A 16,722-nucleotide genomic window follows, 5' to 3' on the forward strand; every position below is an offset into this window, starting at 1 on the left:
AGATCGGACGCATGATTGTACGCAACATATACTACGCGGTTGCCTTTTTCGGCCTGCCACTGACCTTGCTGCTTGGTTGGTTCTGGACCCCAGCACTGTGGCTTTTGGTGATCGTGCTGCCCTATATCGCAATCGGGGCCTATGACCTGATGACGACGAAACACAATGTGCTCAACAACTATCCGGTTCTGGGCCATTTCCGATATATGCTGGAATTCGTCAGCCCCGAAATCCGCCAGTATTTTGTTGAGACCAACGAAAGTGGGCGACCTTTCAATCGGATCACACGTGGTCTGGTCTATGCCCGGGCCAAGGGACAGCAGGATACGCAGGCATTTGGCACCCAATACGACATCACGCAAGTCGGCTATCACCGCACAAACCATTCTTTGTCTCCGAAAGAAGTGGAAAAAAGCGAAGAGCGGGTGACGCTGGGCGGTCCTCAATGCTCCAAGCCGTACGATGCGTCACGCCTGAACGTTTCAGCAATGAGTTTCGGAGCGCTAAGCCATACCGCGATCCGGGCTTTGAATGGTGGGGCCAAGGACGGTGGTTTTGCCCATAACACAGGAGAGGGTGGTATAAGCCCGCATCATCTGGCGGAAGGCGGTGATCTTATTTGGCAGATTGGCACGGGCTATTTCGGCTGCCGTACCCCCGAAGGTGGGTTCGACAAGGACAAGTTTGCTGAAAGAGCCCGAAAGGACGTGGTCAAAGCCATTGAAATCAAGCTGAGCCAAGGCGCAAAACCAGCTCATGGCGGCGTGCTGCCTGCGGTAAAGGTTGATGAAGAAATCGCTGAAATTCGAGGCGTCGAACCCCATAAGGATGTAATTTCACCCCCGGCACATTCGGCCTTTGACACCCCCACCGGGCTGATGGAATTCGTGCAACATCTGCGTGAGATGTCGGACGGCAAACCAGTGGGTTTCAAGCTGTGTATAGGTAAACGGTCCGAATTCATGAGTATCTGCAAGGCAATGCTGGATACCGGGATTTTACCCGATTTCGTCACAGTGGACGGGGCCGAAGGCGGCACCGGCGCTGCACCGGTGGAATACTCCAACAGGTTAGGGATGCCCTTGAACGAAGGGTTGATCTTTGTCGACAACTGCTTGCGCGGCATTGGTGTGCGCGACAAGGTCCGCGTCATCTGTTCGGGTAAGGTCGCGACTGGTTATGACGTAATCGAAAAACTCGCCTTAGGCGCAGATATGTGCAATTCGGCCCGCGCGATGTTGTTTGCAGTGGGCTGTATCCAATCGCTTCATTGCAACACCAACCGCTGTCCTACAGGTATCGCCACTCAGGATCAGGAACGCGCGAAGGCCGTGAATGTGCCGCAAAAACGTCAGCGCGTGCGTCGCTATCACGATGCAACGCTGGAAAGTTTCCGCGAGATTCTGGGCGCAATGGGCTACGAAAAGGTCACGGACCTGCACCCTTCGGATATTCTGCGCCGCTCAACGGACGAAAAAGAGCTGACATATGCAGACCTTTACGAACGGGTTCCGGAAGGTGGGTTGCTGGCAGACAGTGTCCCTGCGGGATTTGCAAGCGATTGGGAGCGTGCATCGGCCCAACGGTTCTAATGCATCGACGGGTCGATCATTGGCGTTTAACCCCCAAGCCTGTAAGGAAATAGATCGAAGAATGCGATTCTGATCAGGGGGCCAAGGGCTTGCAGCGAACACTCATGTACCTCGCCGTCTTTTTCGGCGGTGCGCTTGGGTCGCTGCTGCGCGAAGTGCTGTCGCTTGAGATACCCGGCGTGCCCTTCGTGACTGCAACCTTCGGCATCAATATTGCCGCCTGTCTGTTCATCGGCTGGCTCTATGCGGTGCGGCACAGGGTACATGCCCATGTCATCCATCTGGGCGCGGTTGGGTTTTGCGGTGGGTTGTCGACCTTTTCCTCATTCGTGGCCGAGCTCGACCGGCTGTCCCAAGCAGATATCACCTATATGGTCGCGGCTTTGATCCTTGAGGTTGTTTTCGGCCTTGCCGCCGCCGTCCTGGGTGAAGTGATCGGGCGCAAGTATCACTCTGGAGAGCACCCGAATGAGTGACCTCTATTTACACGCCGCATTTGCTCTTGGCGGCGGTCTGGGCGCCGTCGCCCGGCATATGCTGAACCGCATAATCACGCATGAACTGCCGCTTTCGACACTCATCGTGAATGTGGTGGGTTGCCTGTTGCTGGGTTTGTGGGTGGGTTATATGGGTGATCCCCACTTAATGCCCGAGGAAGAACGCCGTTTGGTCTTTGGTTTCTGTGGAGGGTTCACCACGTTTTCCAGCTTTGCCTATCAATCCCTGCAACTCCATCGCGAACGTACCATCCTGATGGCAGCAGGGAATATCCTGCTGAGCGTGGCTTTGTGCTGGATTGCATTCTGGCTTGGCCTTCAGGCCGTCCGGTAACGTTTTCTCTTGAGTCCAGCTGCGAATTTCGCATCCATAAGGCATGGCTGACTCAACCTCTCCTTCCGATCTCAATTCCCGACGCGCACTGGACAACACGGTGCTGGCCTTTCTACGAACCGAGTTGGCCAACCGGCGCACCTTGCTGGCTTATGTGAAAACCGCTCTGGGGGTGGCGATTGCCGGATTTGGATTAATGCAGTTTGCCGACGCGGATTCGATATTTGTTTGGGTTGGAATGGCTGTTCTGCCTGTGTCGGTTCTGATTTTGGTCTACGGCATCATCGACTACATCCATATTCGTCGCCAGATCGAACAGGAGAAGCGTGACGCGCGGGTCTGAGCGTGAGACTCCGGATTCAGGGTCAGCTTGCCCGAAACGCGGTTGGGGTTTGACCGAATTCTGCCTTGAATGCTCGGGTCATCGCGCTGGCGTTTTCGTACCCGCAACGCCCGGCGATTTCAGCGACGGATTGTTCTGTTTCCTCCGCCAGATTGCGCGCGAGTGTGAGACGCAAACGCCTGTAAAGTGCCTGCGGTGTGGTCTTCAGTTCGGCACGTATTCGGGTTTCGATCCGTTTTTGCGAGCATCCTAGGCGTCGCGCGATCTGTGCGATTGATAACGGAGTCTCAATGTTCGACTGCATCACGTCCAATGCCCGATTGACCAGTGTGTCTTCAGATTTCATCGGCAGGGCATAGGGATCTCGACTGTTTCGGCTCATCAAAAGATGCGCCACTTCCATGGACAAAAGCGGTCCATGGTCTCGGCGAATGAGGGCAGAAGAGAGATCGAACGCCGCCAATGCCCCGGAACAGGTCAGCCGATTGCCATCAATCACAAATCGCTCGCGCACCGCGTCGACTGCTGGAAAGCTCTCTTCGAACCGCGAAAGTTCGTCCCAATGGATGGTTGCGCGACGTTCATCCAATAGACCGGCACGTGCCAGAAGCCAGCTTCCGGTGTCCAATCCTGCGACCTGCCGATGCTGTTTTGACGCTGTCAGAATGGCCCGGGCAGTTGATCGGGTATCGAGTTTCAGGAAGCCATAAGATGGCATAACCACAAGTACGTCGCCGCTCTGATCCTTGATTGCGCAATCCGGTGTGACGGCCAGACCGCTGGAACTGTGTACTTGTGCCCCGTCAAGCGAACAGAACTTCCAGGAATAGAGCATGTGCCTGGATAAGTTGTTCGCTGCCCGCAGCGGCTCGACCATGTTTGCAAGGCAATGGTTCGAGTAACCATTGAAAAGAAGAATGTTGAAGTGCTGCGGTAAAATATTCGAATCCTGCATGATGAACGCCTAACATTGCATGTCGGAAACTTGGGGGATGACGTTCTCTGGGTCAACTACTGATCCAAGGGATACACGCCATGCAGTTCGGTTTGTCTGAAGAACAAGAAATGATCGTCTCGACGGTCCGCAGCTTTGTTGAAAACGAAATCTACCCGCATGAAGAGGCGGTCGAGCGCAGCGGCACCGTCCCGATGGAGTTGGGCAACGAGATCAAGCAGAAATGCATCAATCTGGGTTTTTATGCCTGTAACTTCCCCGAGGAGGTTGGCGGCGCCGGCTTGTCCCATCTTGATTTCACGCTTGTTGAGCGCGAGCTTGGCCGCGGTTCGATGGCGCTGACGCATTTCTTTGGCCGCCCGCAAAACATCCTGATGGCCTGCAATGATGAACAGCGCGAGCGGTATCTGTTGCCCGCCGTACGGGGCGAGAAAATGGACGCCTTGGCAATGACCGAACCGGATGCCGGGTCGGACGTGCGCGGCATGAAATGTCAGGCAGTGCGCGATGGGGGCGACTGGGTAGTCAACGGCTCAAAACACTTTATTTCTGGCGCGGAACATGCGGATTTCTTCATCGTCTTCATCGCAACCGGCGTGGACGAAACCCCCAAAGGCCCCAAAAAGCGCATCACCACTTTCCTGGTGGATCGCGGCACACCGGGCTTTGAAGTGCGCGAAGGGTACAACTCAGTTAGCCACAAGGGCTACAAGAATTATATACTCTATTTCGACAATTGCCGTTTGCCGGATGCCCAGGTTTTGGGCGAAGTAGATGGCGGTTTTGCCGTGATGAACGAATGGCTTTACGCAACCCGCCTAACGGTTGCGGCGTTCTCGGTTGGGCGCGCGCGGCGATGCTTTGATTATGCGCTGAACTATGCGGCCGAGCGCAAGCAGTTCGGCCAGCCTATTGGCAAGTTTCAGGGCGTCGGCTTCCAGATCGCAGATATGATCACCGAGATCGACGCCGCCGACTGGCTGACCCTTGCCGCCGCATGGCGTCTGGACCAAAACCTGCCTTCCAACCGTGAGATTGCCTCGGCCAAGCTTTTTGCTTCTGAAACGTTAGCGCGAGTGACGGATGCGACGCTGCAAATCTATGGTGGTATGGGTCTGATGGACGACTTCCCGATCGAGCGTTTCTGGCGCGATGCACGCGTTGAACGCATCTGGGACGGCACCAGTGAAATTCAGCGCCACATCATCAGCCGTGATCTTCTGCGTCCACTGGGCGCCTAACCATGAACAAAGACCTGACCCGGCTTTTGCGCCCGAAAACTATCGCTGTCATTGGCGGTGGTGCCTGGTGTCAGCAGGTTATTCTGCAATCCGAACGTATGGGCTATGCTGGCCAAATCTGGCCGGTGCATCCCAAAGCCAACGAAGTCGCAGGACACAAAGTTTATGGCCAGATCGAAGACCTGCCTGAAGCCCCGGATGCGGTGTTCATTGGCATCAACCGCCATGCCACTATTGAGGCGGTTCAGGTCCTCTCCAGCATGGGCGCGGGTGGGGCGGTCTGTTTTGCCTCGGGTTTTTCCGAAGCCGTCGCTGAAGACGACACCGGCGGGGACTTGCAGGCGCAGCTGATCGCCGCAGCCGGTGACATGCCCATTCTTGGCCCGAATTGTTATGGCTACATCAACGCGCTGGACGGTGCGCTGTTGTGGCCGGACCAGCACGGGGCAACGCGGATCGACAAAGGCGTCGCGATCCTGACTCAAAGCTCGAATATCTCGATCAACCTGACCATGCAGAAACGCGGCTTGCCGATTGCCTATATGGTGGCTTGCGGAAACATGGCGCAAACCAGTCAGGCGCAGATCGCTGCGGCCTTGCTTGATGATCCGCGCGTGACAGCCCTAGGTCTGCATGTCGAAGGTTTCAAGGATATCCGCGAGTGGGAGGCGCTGGCCGCAAAGGCCCATGCAAAGGGCATTCCGCTGGTTGCCCTAAAGGTCGGCGCTTCGGAACAGGCGCAGGCAGCGACCGTTTCCCATACCGCGTCTCTGGCAGGAAGTGATGCGGGCGCGCAGGCGTTGTTGGACCGGCTTGGTATCCCGCGTCTTTCGTCGCTACCGGATTTCCTCGAAACGTTGAAACTGCTGCACTGCTACGGTCCATTACCTAGCGGTAACATAGCCTCGATCAGCTGTTCGGGGGGCGAGGCGAGCCTGATTGCAGACATGGCGGTCGGCACCGGTTTGACCTTCCCACCGCTAAGTGATGATAAAAAGACCCATCTACGCAATGCGCTAGGTCCTATGGTGGCGCTGAACAATCCGCTGGATTATCACACCTATATCTGGCGCGATGAACGCGCGATGTCGCAGGCATGGTCTGGCATGACAGGTGAGGATATCGACCTGACGTTTTCTATCGTCGATTATCCAACCACCGACGCCACAGATTGGACCTGTGCAACGCGGGCGGCCTTGCAAGTTCGTGCGGACACTGGGGCACGGTTTGCCATCGTCGCGACCCTGCCAGAGTTACTGCCTGAAGATGTGGCGAAAGACCTGGTGACAGGCGGCGTCGTGCCTTTTATGGGTATCCGTGAAGCGCTTGCCGCCACGCGCGCGGCGGGTCAGGTCCGTGCCCCCTGTTTGCAGCCCGTTTTGCTGCCAGGCAGCGTCGAGGCGTCCGGAACCCTTACCGAGGGGGTGTCCAAACAGGCGTTGGCTGAATGCGGTTTGCGCATCCCTCAAAACCGCACAGTCAGTGGCGCAGAAGAAATCAGCAAAGCGGTGCATGACATGCAAGCGCCTTTTGCAGTGAAAGGCGTGGGTCTTGCGCATAAGTCGGAACATGCCGCTGTTCGGCTGGGTGTTATGTCCGAAGACGTGGCCAATGTGGCAGCCGAAATCGGCACTGAAGCAATCCTGATCGAAGAGATGATCATGGGAACTGTCGCTGAACTGCTGGTCGGTGTTGTTCGTGACCCCGCGCATGGGTTTGTCTTGACATTGGGGGCAGGGGGTGTGCTGACCGAAGTCATGCGCGACACAGTTTCTCTGCTGGTGCCCAGCCCGCCCGAAGACATCCGCACGGCTCTTGGAATGCTGAAAATCGCGCCTCTGCTTGCAGGCTATCGCGGCCAACCGGCGGCTGATATGGATTCGATCATTGCCGCAGTCGAGGCTGTTCAGGCCTATGTTCTGCAAAATGCCGACACGCTCGGCGAGGTTGAGATTAACCCTCTCCTCTGCACGCCCGACAAGGCTGTTGCGGTGGACGCTCTGATAAGAAAGGCCTGAGAAATGGACCCGATCAAAACCCGCCGCGACGGAACGATCCTTGAGGTGACGCTGGACCGCCCCAAGGCCAATGCCATTGACCTTGCCACCAGCAGAATCATGGGCGAGGTCTTTGCCGAATTTCGCGACGACCCAGAGCTTCGAGTGGCCATTCTAACCGGCGCGGGCGAAAAGTTCTTTTGCCCTGGTTGGGACCTGAAAGCTGCCGCCGATGGTGACGCAGTGGACGGGGACTATGGTGTCGGCGGCTTTGGTGGTCTGCAAGAACTGCGCGACCTGAACAAGCCCGTGATTGCTGCCGTGAACGGCATCGCCTGTGGGGGCGGGCTGGAGCTGGCCTTGTCCGCAGACATGATCCTGGCTGCTGATCACGCCACTTTTGCCTTGCCGGAAATTCGATCTGGCACTGTTGCCGATGCAGCCAGCGTCAAGCTGCCTAAACGCATTCCCTATCATATCGCAATGGAGCTGCTGCTGACCGGACGTTGGTTCGATGCTGAAGAAGCCAATCGCTGGGGGCTGGTGAACGAGATCGTCGCCGCCGATCAACTTATGGACCGTGCGTGGGAACTTGCCCGGCTTCTGGCCTCGGGACCGCCCCTGGTATACGCCGCAATCAAGGAAATCGTGCGCGACGCCGAGGATACCAAATTCCAGGATGCGATGAACCACATCACCAAACGTCAGCTGCGTACTGTAGACGTACTCTATGCCAGCGAAGATCAACTGGAAGGGGCCCGCGCTTTTGCCGAAAAACGCGATCCGGTTTGGAAAGGAAAATAAACAATCCCGGCGATCAGTAAGTGGATTTGCCATTTACTGATCCACGCTGCGGGTGCACATTAAGTCATGCCTTATTTTGAGCGTAAACCCTACGAAAACCCGTCACGCGCAATTAGCTCTGTTGCTTCGCAGCCGGACACTCAACCGATTTCGGATATCGCGCGTCGCGTGCTTGAGACAGAGCGCGGCAATCAAAAACACCTCGAAGGGCCTTTTACCTGTCGCAAGATTTGCCACCCTGGCGGTACGGCCACAATCTTGTTGTCCTTTGCTGCGGCTGAAGGTGACGAGCCAGTTGAAATGCAGTTCGAACCCGGTGATCTGACCAATCCGAATGGGGATATTCTTCCTGCAAACCGCGTAAACGTTGTTCCATCCCAAATCCAACTTGCCGCCGGAGAGAACACAGATGTAGCGGTTGTGGTCACCGTGCCGGATTTGACGGAACCAGGCGCTTATCATGGCCGGATCGCCTGCATGGGTACCGAGCAGACTTCTATCGTGGTGGTTTTTGACGTTGCGAGTGCTCAGACCTGACGGTTCACGAGGTAATCCATAAACTGTCCTAAAAATGCGCGGGGGGCGTCTTGGGTGCCTGCAAACACCTGCGAAAACTCCTGACGGGCAGAAGCAAGCAGATCGTTGGCCGCATCTTGTGCGAAGCGGATGCTGCCGTAGTGATCCATGCGCTCAAGCACCCAGGCAACATCTTGGGTCGATCGGCTTTCGCGCGGGTTTGATAGCATCTCGGCCAACCGCATCTGTTCCGGTTCATCAGCGTGCAGGCCGAGCTGCCCCAACATCAGTGTGCGCTTTCCCTCATAGATGTCGCCGCCAATTTCCTTGCCATATGTGTCCTGCGAACCAACAAGGTTCAGAACGTCGTCCTGAATTTGAAACGCCGCGCCCAGAAAGAAACCGAACGCGTTGAAGTCGTCCAAATTCAGTGTGCCCTGGGCGACATCCTGCGGCCGTGCAATCAATGCGCCGATCCGCATGGGGTGAATGAAACTGTACCAGCAGGTCTTTTTGAGACACATACGCAGATAGTCCGAGGCGTCCACGTTCAGTCTGTTGTCCCGTATCCAACCCAGCTCCAACGCCTGACCTTCAATGGATTGCTGAAGCAGATGGTCAAACTCATCCACCACGCGCATTCCGGTTTCCAGCCCAAGCGACCCCAGATTTTGCCGCAACAGCCGCAAGGCCAGCGCCTGCATCCCGTCGCCTGTATTTATGGCCAAAGGGACACCAAGCCGCTGGTGCATGCACGCGCGCCCACGCCTGAAATCGCTTTGATCTTCGATGTCATCGTGGATCAGAAAGGCATTATGCAGAAGCTCCAGCACAGCTGCGGACACCCGTGCTTCCTCGGTATTGCCGCCAAAGGCTTCGCAGGTGGCCAGCAATAGCGCGGGCCGCAGTCCTTTGCCTGATGTTTCGATGTAATCCCGTATCGGACCATACAGATAAGCCTGGGGTTCACCTGTTGGCAAAAGCCCCAACAGAGTTTCACGCGCGCGATTCCCGTAAGAGGTCAGTTGGTTCAGAAACTCCTGCTGTGCCGCAGGGTCTAGATGCGCGGTTCCGGGTTTCAAAGGTTAACCCTTCTGCGTGATGGTCACGCGGGGTTTGCTGCCCTGCGCACGGTCGGAGGCAAAGGGTGCATCCGTCATTGGCAGGGCCCTGGATAGAACATCAGACTGACCGCTGTCGCGACCCAGATCATAGGCTAGATCTTCGGCCACCTCATCTCCGGGGATCGGAAGATCAGCGGTGGGTTCATAGCTGGCCATCAGATCAAAAAGCTCTTTCGGCGGGCAAATCATGCGCAGCGCTTCGGCAATGGCTGGGTCTTCGATGATACCGCCGGGTTTAGAGTATTCAGCAGCCGGTTCCCCAATGACCGCCAAGGGCCCATCACCGCCGCGATCTACCCCGGTTGAATCCTGACCCATTTTCAAGGCGGCCTCGACCGCCACCGCGAACCTGTTGTCCCAAGGCAGACCCGCCTGATAGCGAGCATAGTCATAGGCGCGCAGCGGTTTCAGTATATCAGGCTCGTGCAGATCCCAGATCTGGCAGGGTTCAGCACCCGAACCGCTGCGCTGCAGGATCGCGTTGACCGCCCGGCGCGCGGCCTCATTCGCCCCTTCCATGGTGGCAAGGTCAGTGAAGGTGCGGACGTAATCGGAGGCCAAGAAGAAGTTCGGGATCAGCGTGGCCGCATCTGGCCGCAACCGCCAACTGTTGATGCGGTTGACCAGCAGAGGTTCCACATTGCTTTGGCGTTTGGGATCTTCGGGATCCTGCACGATGTCAGGATCAAGGAACCAATAGTGCATATCCTCATCCCGCAGCACAGTCTCACCATCCACGTTGAGGCTGCGCTTGAGCTGCTCCCAAACCTCTTTTGCAATCTCTTCCCGGCTACAATTTCGCGCGGTCTTGCCGTTCAGACCGGGCTTGTCCCATTCCGAAATATCAATTGAAAGCAGACCCTTGGTTTTGCCTTCAGCCCAATTGTCAAAGTTGATCCCCGGCCAGAACTGTTTTTGCGACACGGCGGTCAAAGCCCACGGGCTATCGATGAAGATGACGTGGCCGTTGGTCAGCGTGACCTCTTTGGTCAAATAAAACTGAATGCCGTTCATCCACTGCACGTCGTTTGCAAGAAGCGGCAACTTGGCAAGTGCCGGATCGGCTGCCATCATTTCGGGCGTGAGTAGCGGCGCGATGCGCTCGATCGGCATGGCGCTGATGAACCAGTCGCCTGTGACTTTCTGCTCTTTGCCATCCTGTTCGACCGTCGCTCCGGTGATCCGCCCATTTTGGCATTCGATGCCAGTCACCTTGGAGTCGAACTTGTAAACGACCCCCTTGCTTTTGAGGTAATCCAGCCAGGGTTGAATCCAGACAAGGTTTGTGGGCCCGTTCAGCAACCTGTTGCACTGCGGTTCAGGGGTGGCGATGGCCAACTGCAACTGTACAGCAATGTCGCCCACGGTCTTGGTGCTGGCAGTAGTGGCTTTGGCGGCCACCAAAGACCGGGTCAGGCCGATGGCAAGAAACTTCTGATACGCTTCCGAACGGCCTTCTGCCCCGATGAAATCCCACCATCCGATCCGCTCATATTCGTCAAACCGGCGTTCCTTGCACGAGGTCGCAATCCGCCACATGCAGGCAACGAAGTGCTCGACATCCTCATATGCGATCTGGTCCCGAGGCGAGAGCGTAAAGGCAATCGTCTTGAATGCATCCGCCACGTCCTTGAGGGTGCGTGGAAATCGCTCGGGTACGATGATGCCAGGCTTGTCGAACTGGCTGACCAGAACCTGAGTGGTCGGCACCAGATTATCATAGCACGTGCCTTTATCGTAATAAGGCGTACGGGCCATCGTATCGGTGATATGGCGATAGAAGTTCGGGAAGAACCGGAACCCATGCTCGCCCGGCAACCATGGGCGCTTCACGCCGGGCGGATAGCTGGCCCCGTCCATCTCGGCCCATTTTTCCAGCGCCTTGATGTGCTTCGCCTTCGAGCCGTGATCGCCTTCACCCTTCATCACCGGAATGCTGCGTGCCTTGCCTCCGGGGATCATTTGACGTTCGTGGATCTCAACCTCGAACCCGCGTTCAATCAGTTCGTGCGCGGCGCTCATACCGGCCACGCCGCCGCCAAGAATGATAACTTTTTCAGCCATCTGATGTTCCTTTCGCGGAATAGACGTCAAAGCGCAGGGTGATATCTGACAGGCTGGCTTCGCCAATGCCAAAACCTTGTACCCGGTTCATCCAGCTGTAACTCGGGTTCGAGGTTAAGTAACGCGGTGCAAGCCGCACAGGGGCCGTGGCGGGCAGGTTACCCTTTAGCAATGCAGCATAGCCATCTGGGCCGAATTCACACACACCGGTATCTTCAAACAGGATCGGCGCACCCCCGTCTGTTGGCGTGATCAGCGCCTTGGCATGAAGCAGCCCCACGCCGTCAGGGCGCACGCGCATCCAGTCTCCTCCAACTGGCTCGATCATCCCTTTCAGGTGTGGGCCTTCGACTGTTCCGCCTTCTTTGATGGCAAAATGCAGCCAGACTCCGTCTGGTGTCTCGCCCGAGGGATGAAAGTCGCCGGTGAAGGGCACAGTGAATTTGGCGATATGCTCCAGAACCGGTGACTGCTGCGCTGGCTTTGGCTGCTGCACTGGTGCCGCATTCGGGGCAGTTTCGGGTCCCGGGTCATATTCGCGGCCACCGGACGTCAAAACCGGACGCCAACTGAACGACTTGCCCTGCATCACGAATGGTAAGGCGGCCGCAAAGTGCTGAAGACCTGTTTTGAGATCGCGGTGCAGAGGCCAACCGCGAATGGCCCGCTCGGGGCCGCCAGCTTGCGAACAGATCAGCCGCACAGTGTCATGAGGCGATACGGATGGTCCGGCCTCGATCAAGGCGCGTTTGTCTCCGGCCGCATTGATCGTTTCTGACCAGCGCAGGGTGACACCGCGGTCTATAAACTCGCGCACGACCAGATCCTCGGTCAGCAGGTGAGGGTGTGGATTGCCTGTTCTTCCTTGATCCGCAGGCGGAATTTCTGCTGCACGCGGAAGACATGCTCGCCTTCGGCCGAAGTTTGCAGATACTTGACCGAGATTTCGGACGGTACAACGATTTCAACCGGTGCCCCTTGCAGTGACACAAGCGTTGCCTTGTTCGCGGGCAAAGTGCCCGAGCGCAGCAACGGACCATCCAGAAACGGCAGAATGCTGTCGCGTGGCAGGACCATCGAGTTGTCCATCGGCGTTGTGACTGCCTGGAACAGGCCGTTGCCCATCACACAAGCGTATGGGCCCAGATACCCGCGCGATTCCAATTCGTTGATACCCGCAACCACGGCTTCGAACACTTCGGGTCCAGTGCAGGTTTTCTTCTTGGAAGACGACGACCCAGAAGATTTCTCGCCCGCTTCCAGTAAGCCTTCATATTTGCCACCTCCGGTGACGGTGTAAATCGGCGGCAACGAGGCTGGCGCGCCAGCGGTGGGTTTAGGGCCTTCTCCTGTGCCGGGTTGACCGTTGAAGATGATGTCGTCTTCGACCCGGGCCACAATTGCAGCAGCCCGACGGAACATGATCATGGCTGCCGACAATTCGGAGTCGGCCATCTGCGCACTTTTCAAGTAGACGTTTACTGAAACTGTGGTCAGGCGCGTGGTGTCAAAGTCATTGACACCAAGACGTTTTGCGGTGCCGTTTTCGTTATCGATCAACTCAAGCCGGTTCAGCGGGACCGATTGCGTGTCAGCCGGCAACGGCCCGTACAGTGGCAGAAAACTTGCGGCTACCCGAGCACGCAGCGCTTCATCATGGACGGCTTTGTTTACAGCGTTCCACTGGTCGTCGCCCCAGTCCAATGCGTCGGTCATTTCAAATCCCTCTTGGTTGTGCTGCCTTCATCGGTGAGGCACTTGGTTTTTGTTCAATTTGCTTCGTTCAGTCGATCCAGAAGTCGCTTGGCGCGATCTTCCTGGACAACAGCGCCGATACTGCTGGCCAGCTTCAGTGCCAATTCTGCTTCATCCCGGGCGGCGCCTAATTCTCCGCGTGCGGCAAAGGCTTTGGCTCGCACTCGGTGATATTCCGGTTTGTTCAGCGTTTCTCCGCGTTCCCAGCCCGGGGTGCAGACCGCCTCAAGACGGTCTAGAGCTTTATCGATGTCACCATGGTCGATCATGATTTCCGACAGCACGATCTGGTTTTGCGGGAATGTGAAGTTACCGCCCGATTTGGAGATAAGGTTCATACGCGCTTCGATTTGTTCCGGAACGCCAGCAAGGTTACCTTTTCCGGCCTGTGCAAGACCCATATAGATGTCCTGCATGGCATGCAGATACAGGAACCCTTCTTCATCCGCGATTTTGCGGGCTTCCTTCATTGTGGCGTCCATTCTGTCCCATTCACCCGCATAGGGCAGGAACATACAACAAGCCCCCATAATATAGACAAGGTTAGGCGCATGGTTCAGCGCTTTGCTTACCTCGATAGATTGCAGGCGTGCGGCTTCGGCGTCGTCGAACTTGCCCTGTTGCCACAACAGGCAACCTTGGATGGCCAACAGCGAGGCTAAAGTCGACGACTGGGTCATCGGCATCATGGCCATATCAAGTTCTGGCGTGATGAGAGCAAAGGCGCGGTCAAGCTGGTGTTCACATTCAGAGAACTCACCACGGAAATAGTGGGTAAAGCTAAGGGCTCGGGCCGTCAGAACGTTGGCGACCGGGTCTCCGGTCATCCCGGCCATTGTATTCAGCGCCTGCCCCATCTCCATGGCGTGGTTCATTTGACCGCCGACGAAGAAGTTCGTCCAGCGACAGAAGGTTGCCGCAAAAAGCGTCTCTCCATCGCCCAGAGCCTGGGCAAGTTCCATCGCACGGGCGGCTGTCTCTCCGACCTGATCTGCGGACCAGCCATAGATCGCCATATAGGCGGGTAGAATGTTCATCTGAACCCGCAATTCGAACCCGTCACGTTCGGCAGTTGCGGGCATAGTCCCGAGGTTGCGCAGTGCCGCCCGAAACGCTGATATCGCAGGAAGGTTCGCCAGTCGGGACAGAGCCAGTTCTCCAGCCGTGAACCAGTGGGTGACGGCCTCGTTCTTTAGCCCACCCAAATCGCAGTGATGCGCGATGGTGTCAGGGGCAGGGCTGCCAAAGGCCTTGTTCCCTTCGAGCAGGGCCTCGGCAATTTTCAGGTGAAGTTTTTGCCGGTCTTCCCGCAACAGCGAGTTATACGCTGTGTCCTGAACCAGTGCGTGGTTGAACGTATAGGTGGCCGATCCTTCATCGCTGGTGGCCAACAAAACACCAGCGGCTATCAGTTGCAGCAAGGCGCGGTCGACATCCATATCAGCCTGAGCGACCGCTTTGATCATACGGGCGGTAAAGCTTCGCCCGATGACGGAACCCAGCTGCGCAACCGGCTTGGCGTTTTCCATCCGGTCAAGACGCGACATCAACGAATCCTGAAGTGTGGATGGCACGCTGAGTGCGTCCAGAACTTCGGCGTTGATCGGTGCGTCGGCGGGCAGTTGGTCCAGAACCGCTTTGGTCATTTCTTCGATATACAGAGGCACCCCATCCGCCTTTTCGATGATCTGACGGATCAGAATAACTGGCAGGCTGTAAGGCTCGGCCACGCGGCGAACCAATTCGGACGCTTCGGTGCGTGCCAGCGGTGATAGATCAATGCTTGTCGCCTTGTCCTGAAAATGCGCGGGCGGCTCGTACTCAGGTCTATGTGACAGAACCACAAGAACAGGAAAGCCAACCAGATTGTTCGCAAGCGCGTCTAGCAAATCGAGCGTAGTTGCATCGGCCCAATGTATATCCTCGACCACCAACAACAATGTGCCGCGTCTGTCGCATATGCTGCCGAGGCTGCGCAGCAGTACATCCATGGATTTGCGTGCTTTTTTAAGAGGGTCCGGTTCGGCAGGTGCGCCCGAGTCGATGCCCGCCAAGTCCAGCAGGACAGGCAAGTCCATTTCGTTGACTCGAGGCGCAGATTGAACAAAACCAGATATTGCAGCCCGGATATTGTCGTCTGTTTGGTCGCCTGACACGCGCCTCAGTTCACTGACCACGGGGTGCAAAGGAAGGCTGGCCAGATGCGGTGTGCACTGCAATGTGAGTGGCCTAACCCCAATTGCTTCCGACAACGACTTGATGAGTCGCGACTTGCCAATACCTGCTGCACCGCCGACAAGGGCCATCCGGCCGGCCCCTTCCTGCGCTTCAGACCAGAGCTGCCTAAGAGCCGACAGATCATCGTTTCGAGCTACAAGCTTAACGGCAGACCGACCGGTCCGGGCGTCGAACCGACTGGTGGATACCGTTTCCTTTAGCACGCAATAAACTTTGCGCTGATTTTCGAAGCCTTTAAGATCGTGGCTGCCACGAGGTTCGAATTCGAACGTGCCATGCGTAAGGCGCATGGTTTCTGACGATACAATCACCTCGCCAGGATCGGCCAGCCCTTGTAGCCGAGACGCCAGATTCGCTGTCTCGCCGACCAGAAATTCCTCTGACCCCAAACTTTTCGACGACACGACCCCCACAACAACCATACCTGTTGCGATTCCCGCACGTAGATTCAATTTTTCGCCGAACTTATTCTCGAGGTTCTGAACTGCCTCTATCGTCTCCAGAACCGCGCGCACGGCGCGTTCTGCGTCGTCCTCCATGGCTTTGGGGTAACCAAAATACACCATGATTCCATCGCCCTGACGATAGGCCAGGTGACAACCATGCTGTTTCAATGTGCCGATCGCCGTATCCAGATACAGATTCATAATCTGCATCAGGTCTTCAGGGTCGTACCGTTGGGCCAGCTGGGTGGATCCGACGAGATCACAAAACACAAGGGTTAGTTGCCTGCGTTCAGCCTCGGACCGCACACCATCTTTGTTCGAAGTGTCTCTGCTTCTTAGCTCCGCTTGTGCTTTGCGGAACCGCTTTCTTTCCCCAACGCTTAACCCAAGGTCGCGTAGTTCGGGGTCTGTCAAGTCGTCCAAAAGCTGGTCGTCCACACCTTCTTGCCGGAACATCGAAAGATGATCCTTCAGACCGGCCAGATTAAGAACATTGGAGATTCGTCTTGCCTCAAGGACTCGCGTCATTGTTCTGCGATCCCGCTCATATTTTTCCCCTCATCGCTCAAGACTTTTTATATTGTATTTGTATAGGCAAAAATAGAGAGGAATTTTTATTGAATCCACATAACGCAACGGCGCATTCGTTAACGAGTTATCTTGTTTGAAAAAATTTTGATGAAATTACAACACGCTTTGACTGCCTTTGTGAAAGAACCGAGTTATTAAGTTTCAATATGATCCTTCGGGAGATTCATTTCTCGCTCTTCTACTTTGTTCAAGCTTCCCTGCGTTCCAATGGAATTCAGCATAAGA

At 56.3% G+C, this 16,722-nt stretch carries 14 protein-coding genes; 8 read left to right on the forward strand and 6 right to left on the reverse strand.

Going from position 1 to position 16,722, the window contains the following annotated elements; all coding sequences use genetic code 11:
* The first annotated feature begins 11 nt into the window (after nucleotides 1–11).
* The 4 genes from ACR0EV_RS04820 to ACR0EV_RS04835 all read left to right on the forward strand — a co-directional run bounded on the left by ACR0EV_RS04820 (nucleotide 12) and on the right by ACR0EV_RS04835 (nucleotide 2,766).
* A complete protein-coding gene (locus tag ACR0EV_RS04820; protein WP_480799033.1) occupies nucleotides 12–1,592 on the forward strand; it encodes an FMN-binding glutamate synthase family protein in 1,581 nt (526 codons plus the stop codon).
* An 89-nt stretch (nucleotides 1,593–1,681) separates the two neighbouring features.
* Nucleotides 1,682–2,068: a fluoride efflux transporter FluC gene (locus ACR0EV_RS04825; protein WP_480799034.1), complete on the forward strand. Its 387-nt coding sequence runs from the start codon at nucleotides 1,682–1,684 to the stop codon at nucleotides 2,066–2,068.
* Nucleotides 2,061–2,423, forward strand: a complete 363-nt coding sequence (gene crcB / locus ACR0EV_RS04830) for a fluoride efflux transporter CrcB (RefSeq protein ID WP_480799035.1) — start codon at nucleotides 2,061–2,063, stop codon at nucleotides 2,421–2,423. Before ACR0EV_RS04825 ends, crcB begins: the two co-directional genes overlap by 8 nt.
* Before the next feature lie 43 nt (nucleotides 2,424–2,466).
* Nucleotides 2,467–2,766, forward strand: a complete 300-nt coding sequence (locus ACR0EV_RS04835; protein ID WP_480799036.1) for a DUF202 domain-containing protein — start codon at nucleotides 2,467–2,469, stop codon at nucleotides 2,764–2,766.
* A 22-nt stretch (nucleotides 2,767–2,788) separates the two neighbouring features.
* Here the strand turns inward: ACR0EV_RS04835 and ACR0EV_RS04840 are convergent, their stop codons facing one another.
* Nucleotides 2,789–3,721, reverse strand: coding sequence for a GlxA family transcriptional regulator (locus tag ACR0EV_RS04840; protein WP_480799037.1), 933 nt, complete (start codon nucleotides 3,719–3,721; stop codon nucleotides 2,789–2,791).
* A gap of 80 nt (nucleotides 3,722–3,801) precedes the next feature.
* Between ACR0EV_RS04840 and ACR0EV_RS04845 the strand changes: the two genes are divergently transcribed.
* The 4 genes from ACR0EV_RS04845 to ACR0EV_RS04860 all read left to right on the forward strand — a co-directional run bounded on the left by ACR0EV_RS04845 (nucleotide 3,802) and on the right by ACR0EV_RS04860 (nucleotide 8,300).
* The gene (locus tag ACR0EV_RS04845) at nucleotides 3,802–4,962 is read left to right on the forward strand and encodes an acyl-CoA dehydrogenase family protein (RefSeq protein ID WP_480799038.1); all 1,161 of its coding nucleotides are present in this window, start codon (nucleotides 3,802–3,804) and stop codon (nucleotides 4,960–4,962) included.
* Nucleotides 4,963–4,964: 2 nt separating this feature from the next.
* Nucleotides 4,965–6,980 carry an acetate--CoA ligase family protein gene (locus ACR0EV_RS04850; RefSeq protein WP_480799039.1) on the forward strand — a complete coding sequence of 672 codons (2,016 nt, stop codon included), beginning with the start codon at nucleotides 4,965–4,967 and terminating at the stop codon, nucleotides 6,978–6,980.
* Between the two features lie 3 nt (nucleotides 6,981–6,983).
* Entirely contained in the window at nucleotides 6,984–7,763 is a 780-nt protein-coding gene (locus ACR0EV_RS04855) for a carnitinyl-CoA dehydratase (protein WP_480799040.1), read from the forward strand.
* A 66-nt stretch (nucleotides 7,764–7,829) separates the two neighbouring features.
* Nucleotides 7,830–8,300, forward strand: a complete 471-nt coding sequence (locus ACR0EV_RS04860; RefSeq protein WP_480799041.1) for a hypothetical protein — start codon at nucleotides 7,830–7,832, stop codon at nucleotides 8,298–8,300.
* Here the strand turns inward: ACR0EV_RS04860 and ACR0EV_RS04865 are convergent.
* From ACR0EV_RS04865 to ACR0EV_RS04885, 5 genes are read right to left on the reverse strand one after another with little or no spacing between them, the layout of a single operon-like run.
* Nucleotides 8,291–9,361 carry a polyprenyl synthetase family protein gene (locus tag ACR0EV_RS04865; RefSeq protein ID WP_480799042.1) on the reverse strand — a complete coding sequence of 357 codons (1,071 nt, stop codon included), beginning with the start codon at nucleotides 9,359–9,361 and terminating at the stop codon, nucleotides 8,291–8,293. The two genes, ACR0EV_RS04860 and ACR0EV_RS04865, sit on opposite strands and share 10 nt — an antisense overlap.
* Nucleotides 9,362–9,364: 3 nt before the next feature.
* Entirely contained in the window at nucleotides 9,365–11,467 is a 2,103-nt protein-coding gene (locus ACR0EV_RS04870; protein ID WP_480799043.1) for a hydroxysqualene dehydroxylase, read from the reverse strand.
* Nucleotides 11,460–12,284: a DUF3237 domain-containing protein gene (locus ACR0EV_RS04875; RefSeq protein WP_480799044.1), complete on the reverse strand. Its 825-nt coding sequence runs from the start codon at nucleotides 12,282–12,284 to the stop codon at nucleotides 11,460–11,462. The genes ACR0EV_RS04870 and ACR0EV_RS04875 overlap by 8 nt, the downstream gene beginning before the upstream one ends.
* A gap of 14 nt (nucleotides 12,285–12,298) precedes the next feature.
* Nucleotides 12,299–13,183: an encapsulin gene (locus ACR0EV_RS04880; protein ID WP_480799045.1), complete on the reverse strand. Its 885-nt coding sequence runs from the start codon at nucleotides 13,181–13,183 to the stop codon at nucleotides 12,299–12,301.
* A gap of 53 nt (nucleotides 13,184–13,236) precedes the next feature.
* On the reverse strand, nucleotides 13,237–16,434 hold the full coding sequence (locus ACR0EV_RS04885; RefSeq protein WP_480799046.1) for an adenylate/guanylate cyclase domain-containing protein: 3,198 nt from the start codon (nucleotides 16,432–16,434) through the stop codon (nucleotides 13,237–13,239).
* Nucleotides 16,435–16,722 lie beyond the last annotated feature (288 nt).

The organism is Ruegeria sp. CF8 (assembly GCF_056537285.1).

Excerpts from the sequence above, each read along its gene's own strand:
- ACR0EV_RS04840 (WP_480799037.1), bottom strand. The coding sequence starts at position 3,721 with ATGCAGGATTCGAATATTTTACCGCAGCACTTCAACATTCTTCTTTTC.
- ACR0EV_RS04885 (WP_480799046.1), bottom strand. The coding sequence starts at position 16,434 with ATGACGCGAGTCCTTGAGGCAAGACGAATCTCCAATGTTCTTAATCTG.
- crcB (WP_480799035.1), top strand. The coding sequence starts at position 2,061 with ATGAGTGACCTCTATTTACACGCCGCATTTGCTCTTGGCGGCGGTCTG.
- ACR0EV_RS04820 (WP_480799033.1), top strand. The coding sequence starts at position 12 with ATGATTGTACGCAACATATACTACGCGGTTGCCTTTTTCGGCCTGCCA.
- ACR0EV_RS04880 (WP_480799045.1), bottom strand. The coding sequence starts at position 13,183 with ATGACCGACGCATTGGACTGGGGCGACGACCAGTGGAACGCTGTAAAC.
- ACR0EV_RS04870 (WP_480799043.1), bottom strand. The coding sequence starts at position 11,467 with ATGGCTGAAAAAGTTATCATTCTTGGCGGCGGCGTGGCCGGTATGAGC.
- ACR0EV_RS04845 (WP_480799038.1), top strand. The coding sequence starts at position 3,802 with ATGCAGTTCGGTTTGTCTGAAGAACAAGAAATGATCGTCTCGACGGTC.
- ACR0EV_RS04860 (WP_480799041.1), top strand. The coding sequence starts at position 7,830 with ATGCCTTATTTTGAGCGTAAACCCTACGAAAACCCGTCACGCGCAATT.
- ACR0EV_RS04835 (WP_480799036.1), top strand. The coding sequence starts at position 2,467 with ATGGCTGACTCAACCTCTCCTTCCGATCTCAATTCCCGACGCGCACTG.
- ACR0EV_RS04850 (WP_480799039.1), top strand. The coding sequence starts at position 4,965 with ATGAACAAAGACCTGACCCGGCTTTTGCGCCCGAAAACTATCGCTGTC.
- ACR0EV_RS04855 (WP_480799040.1), top strand. The coding sequence starts at position 6,984 with ATGGACCCGATCAAAACCCGCCGCGACGGAACGATCCTTGAGGTGACG.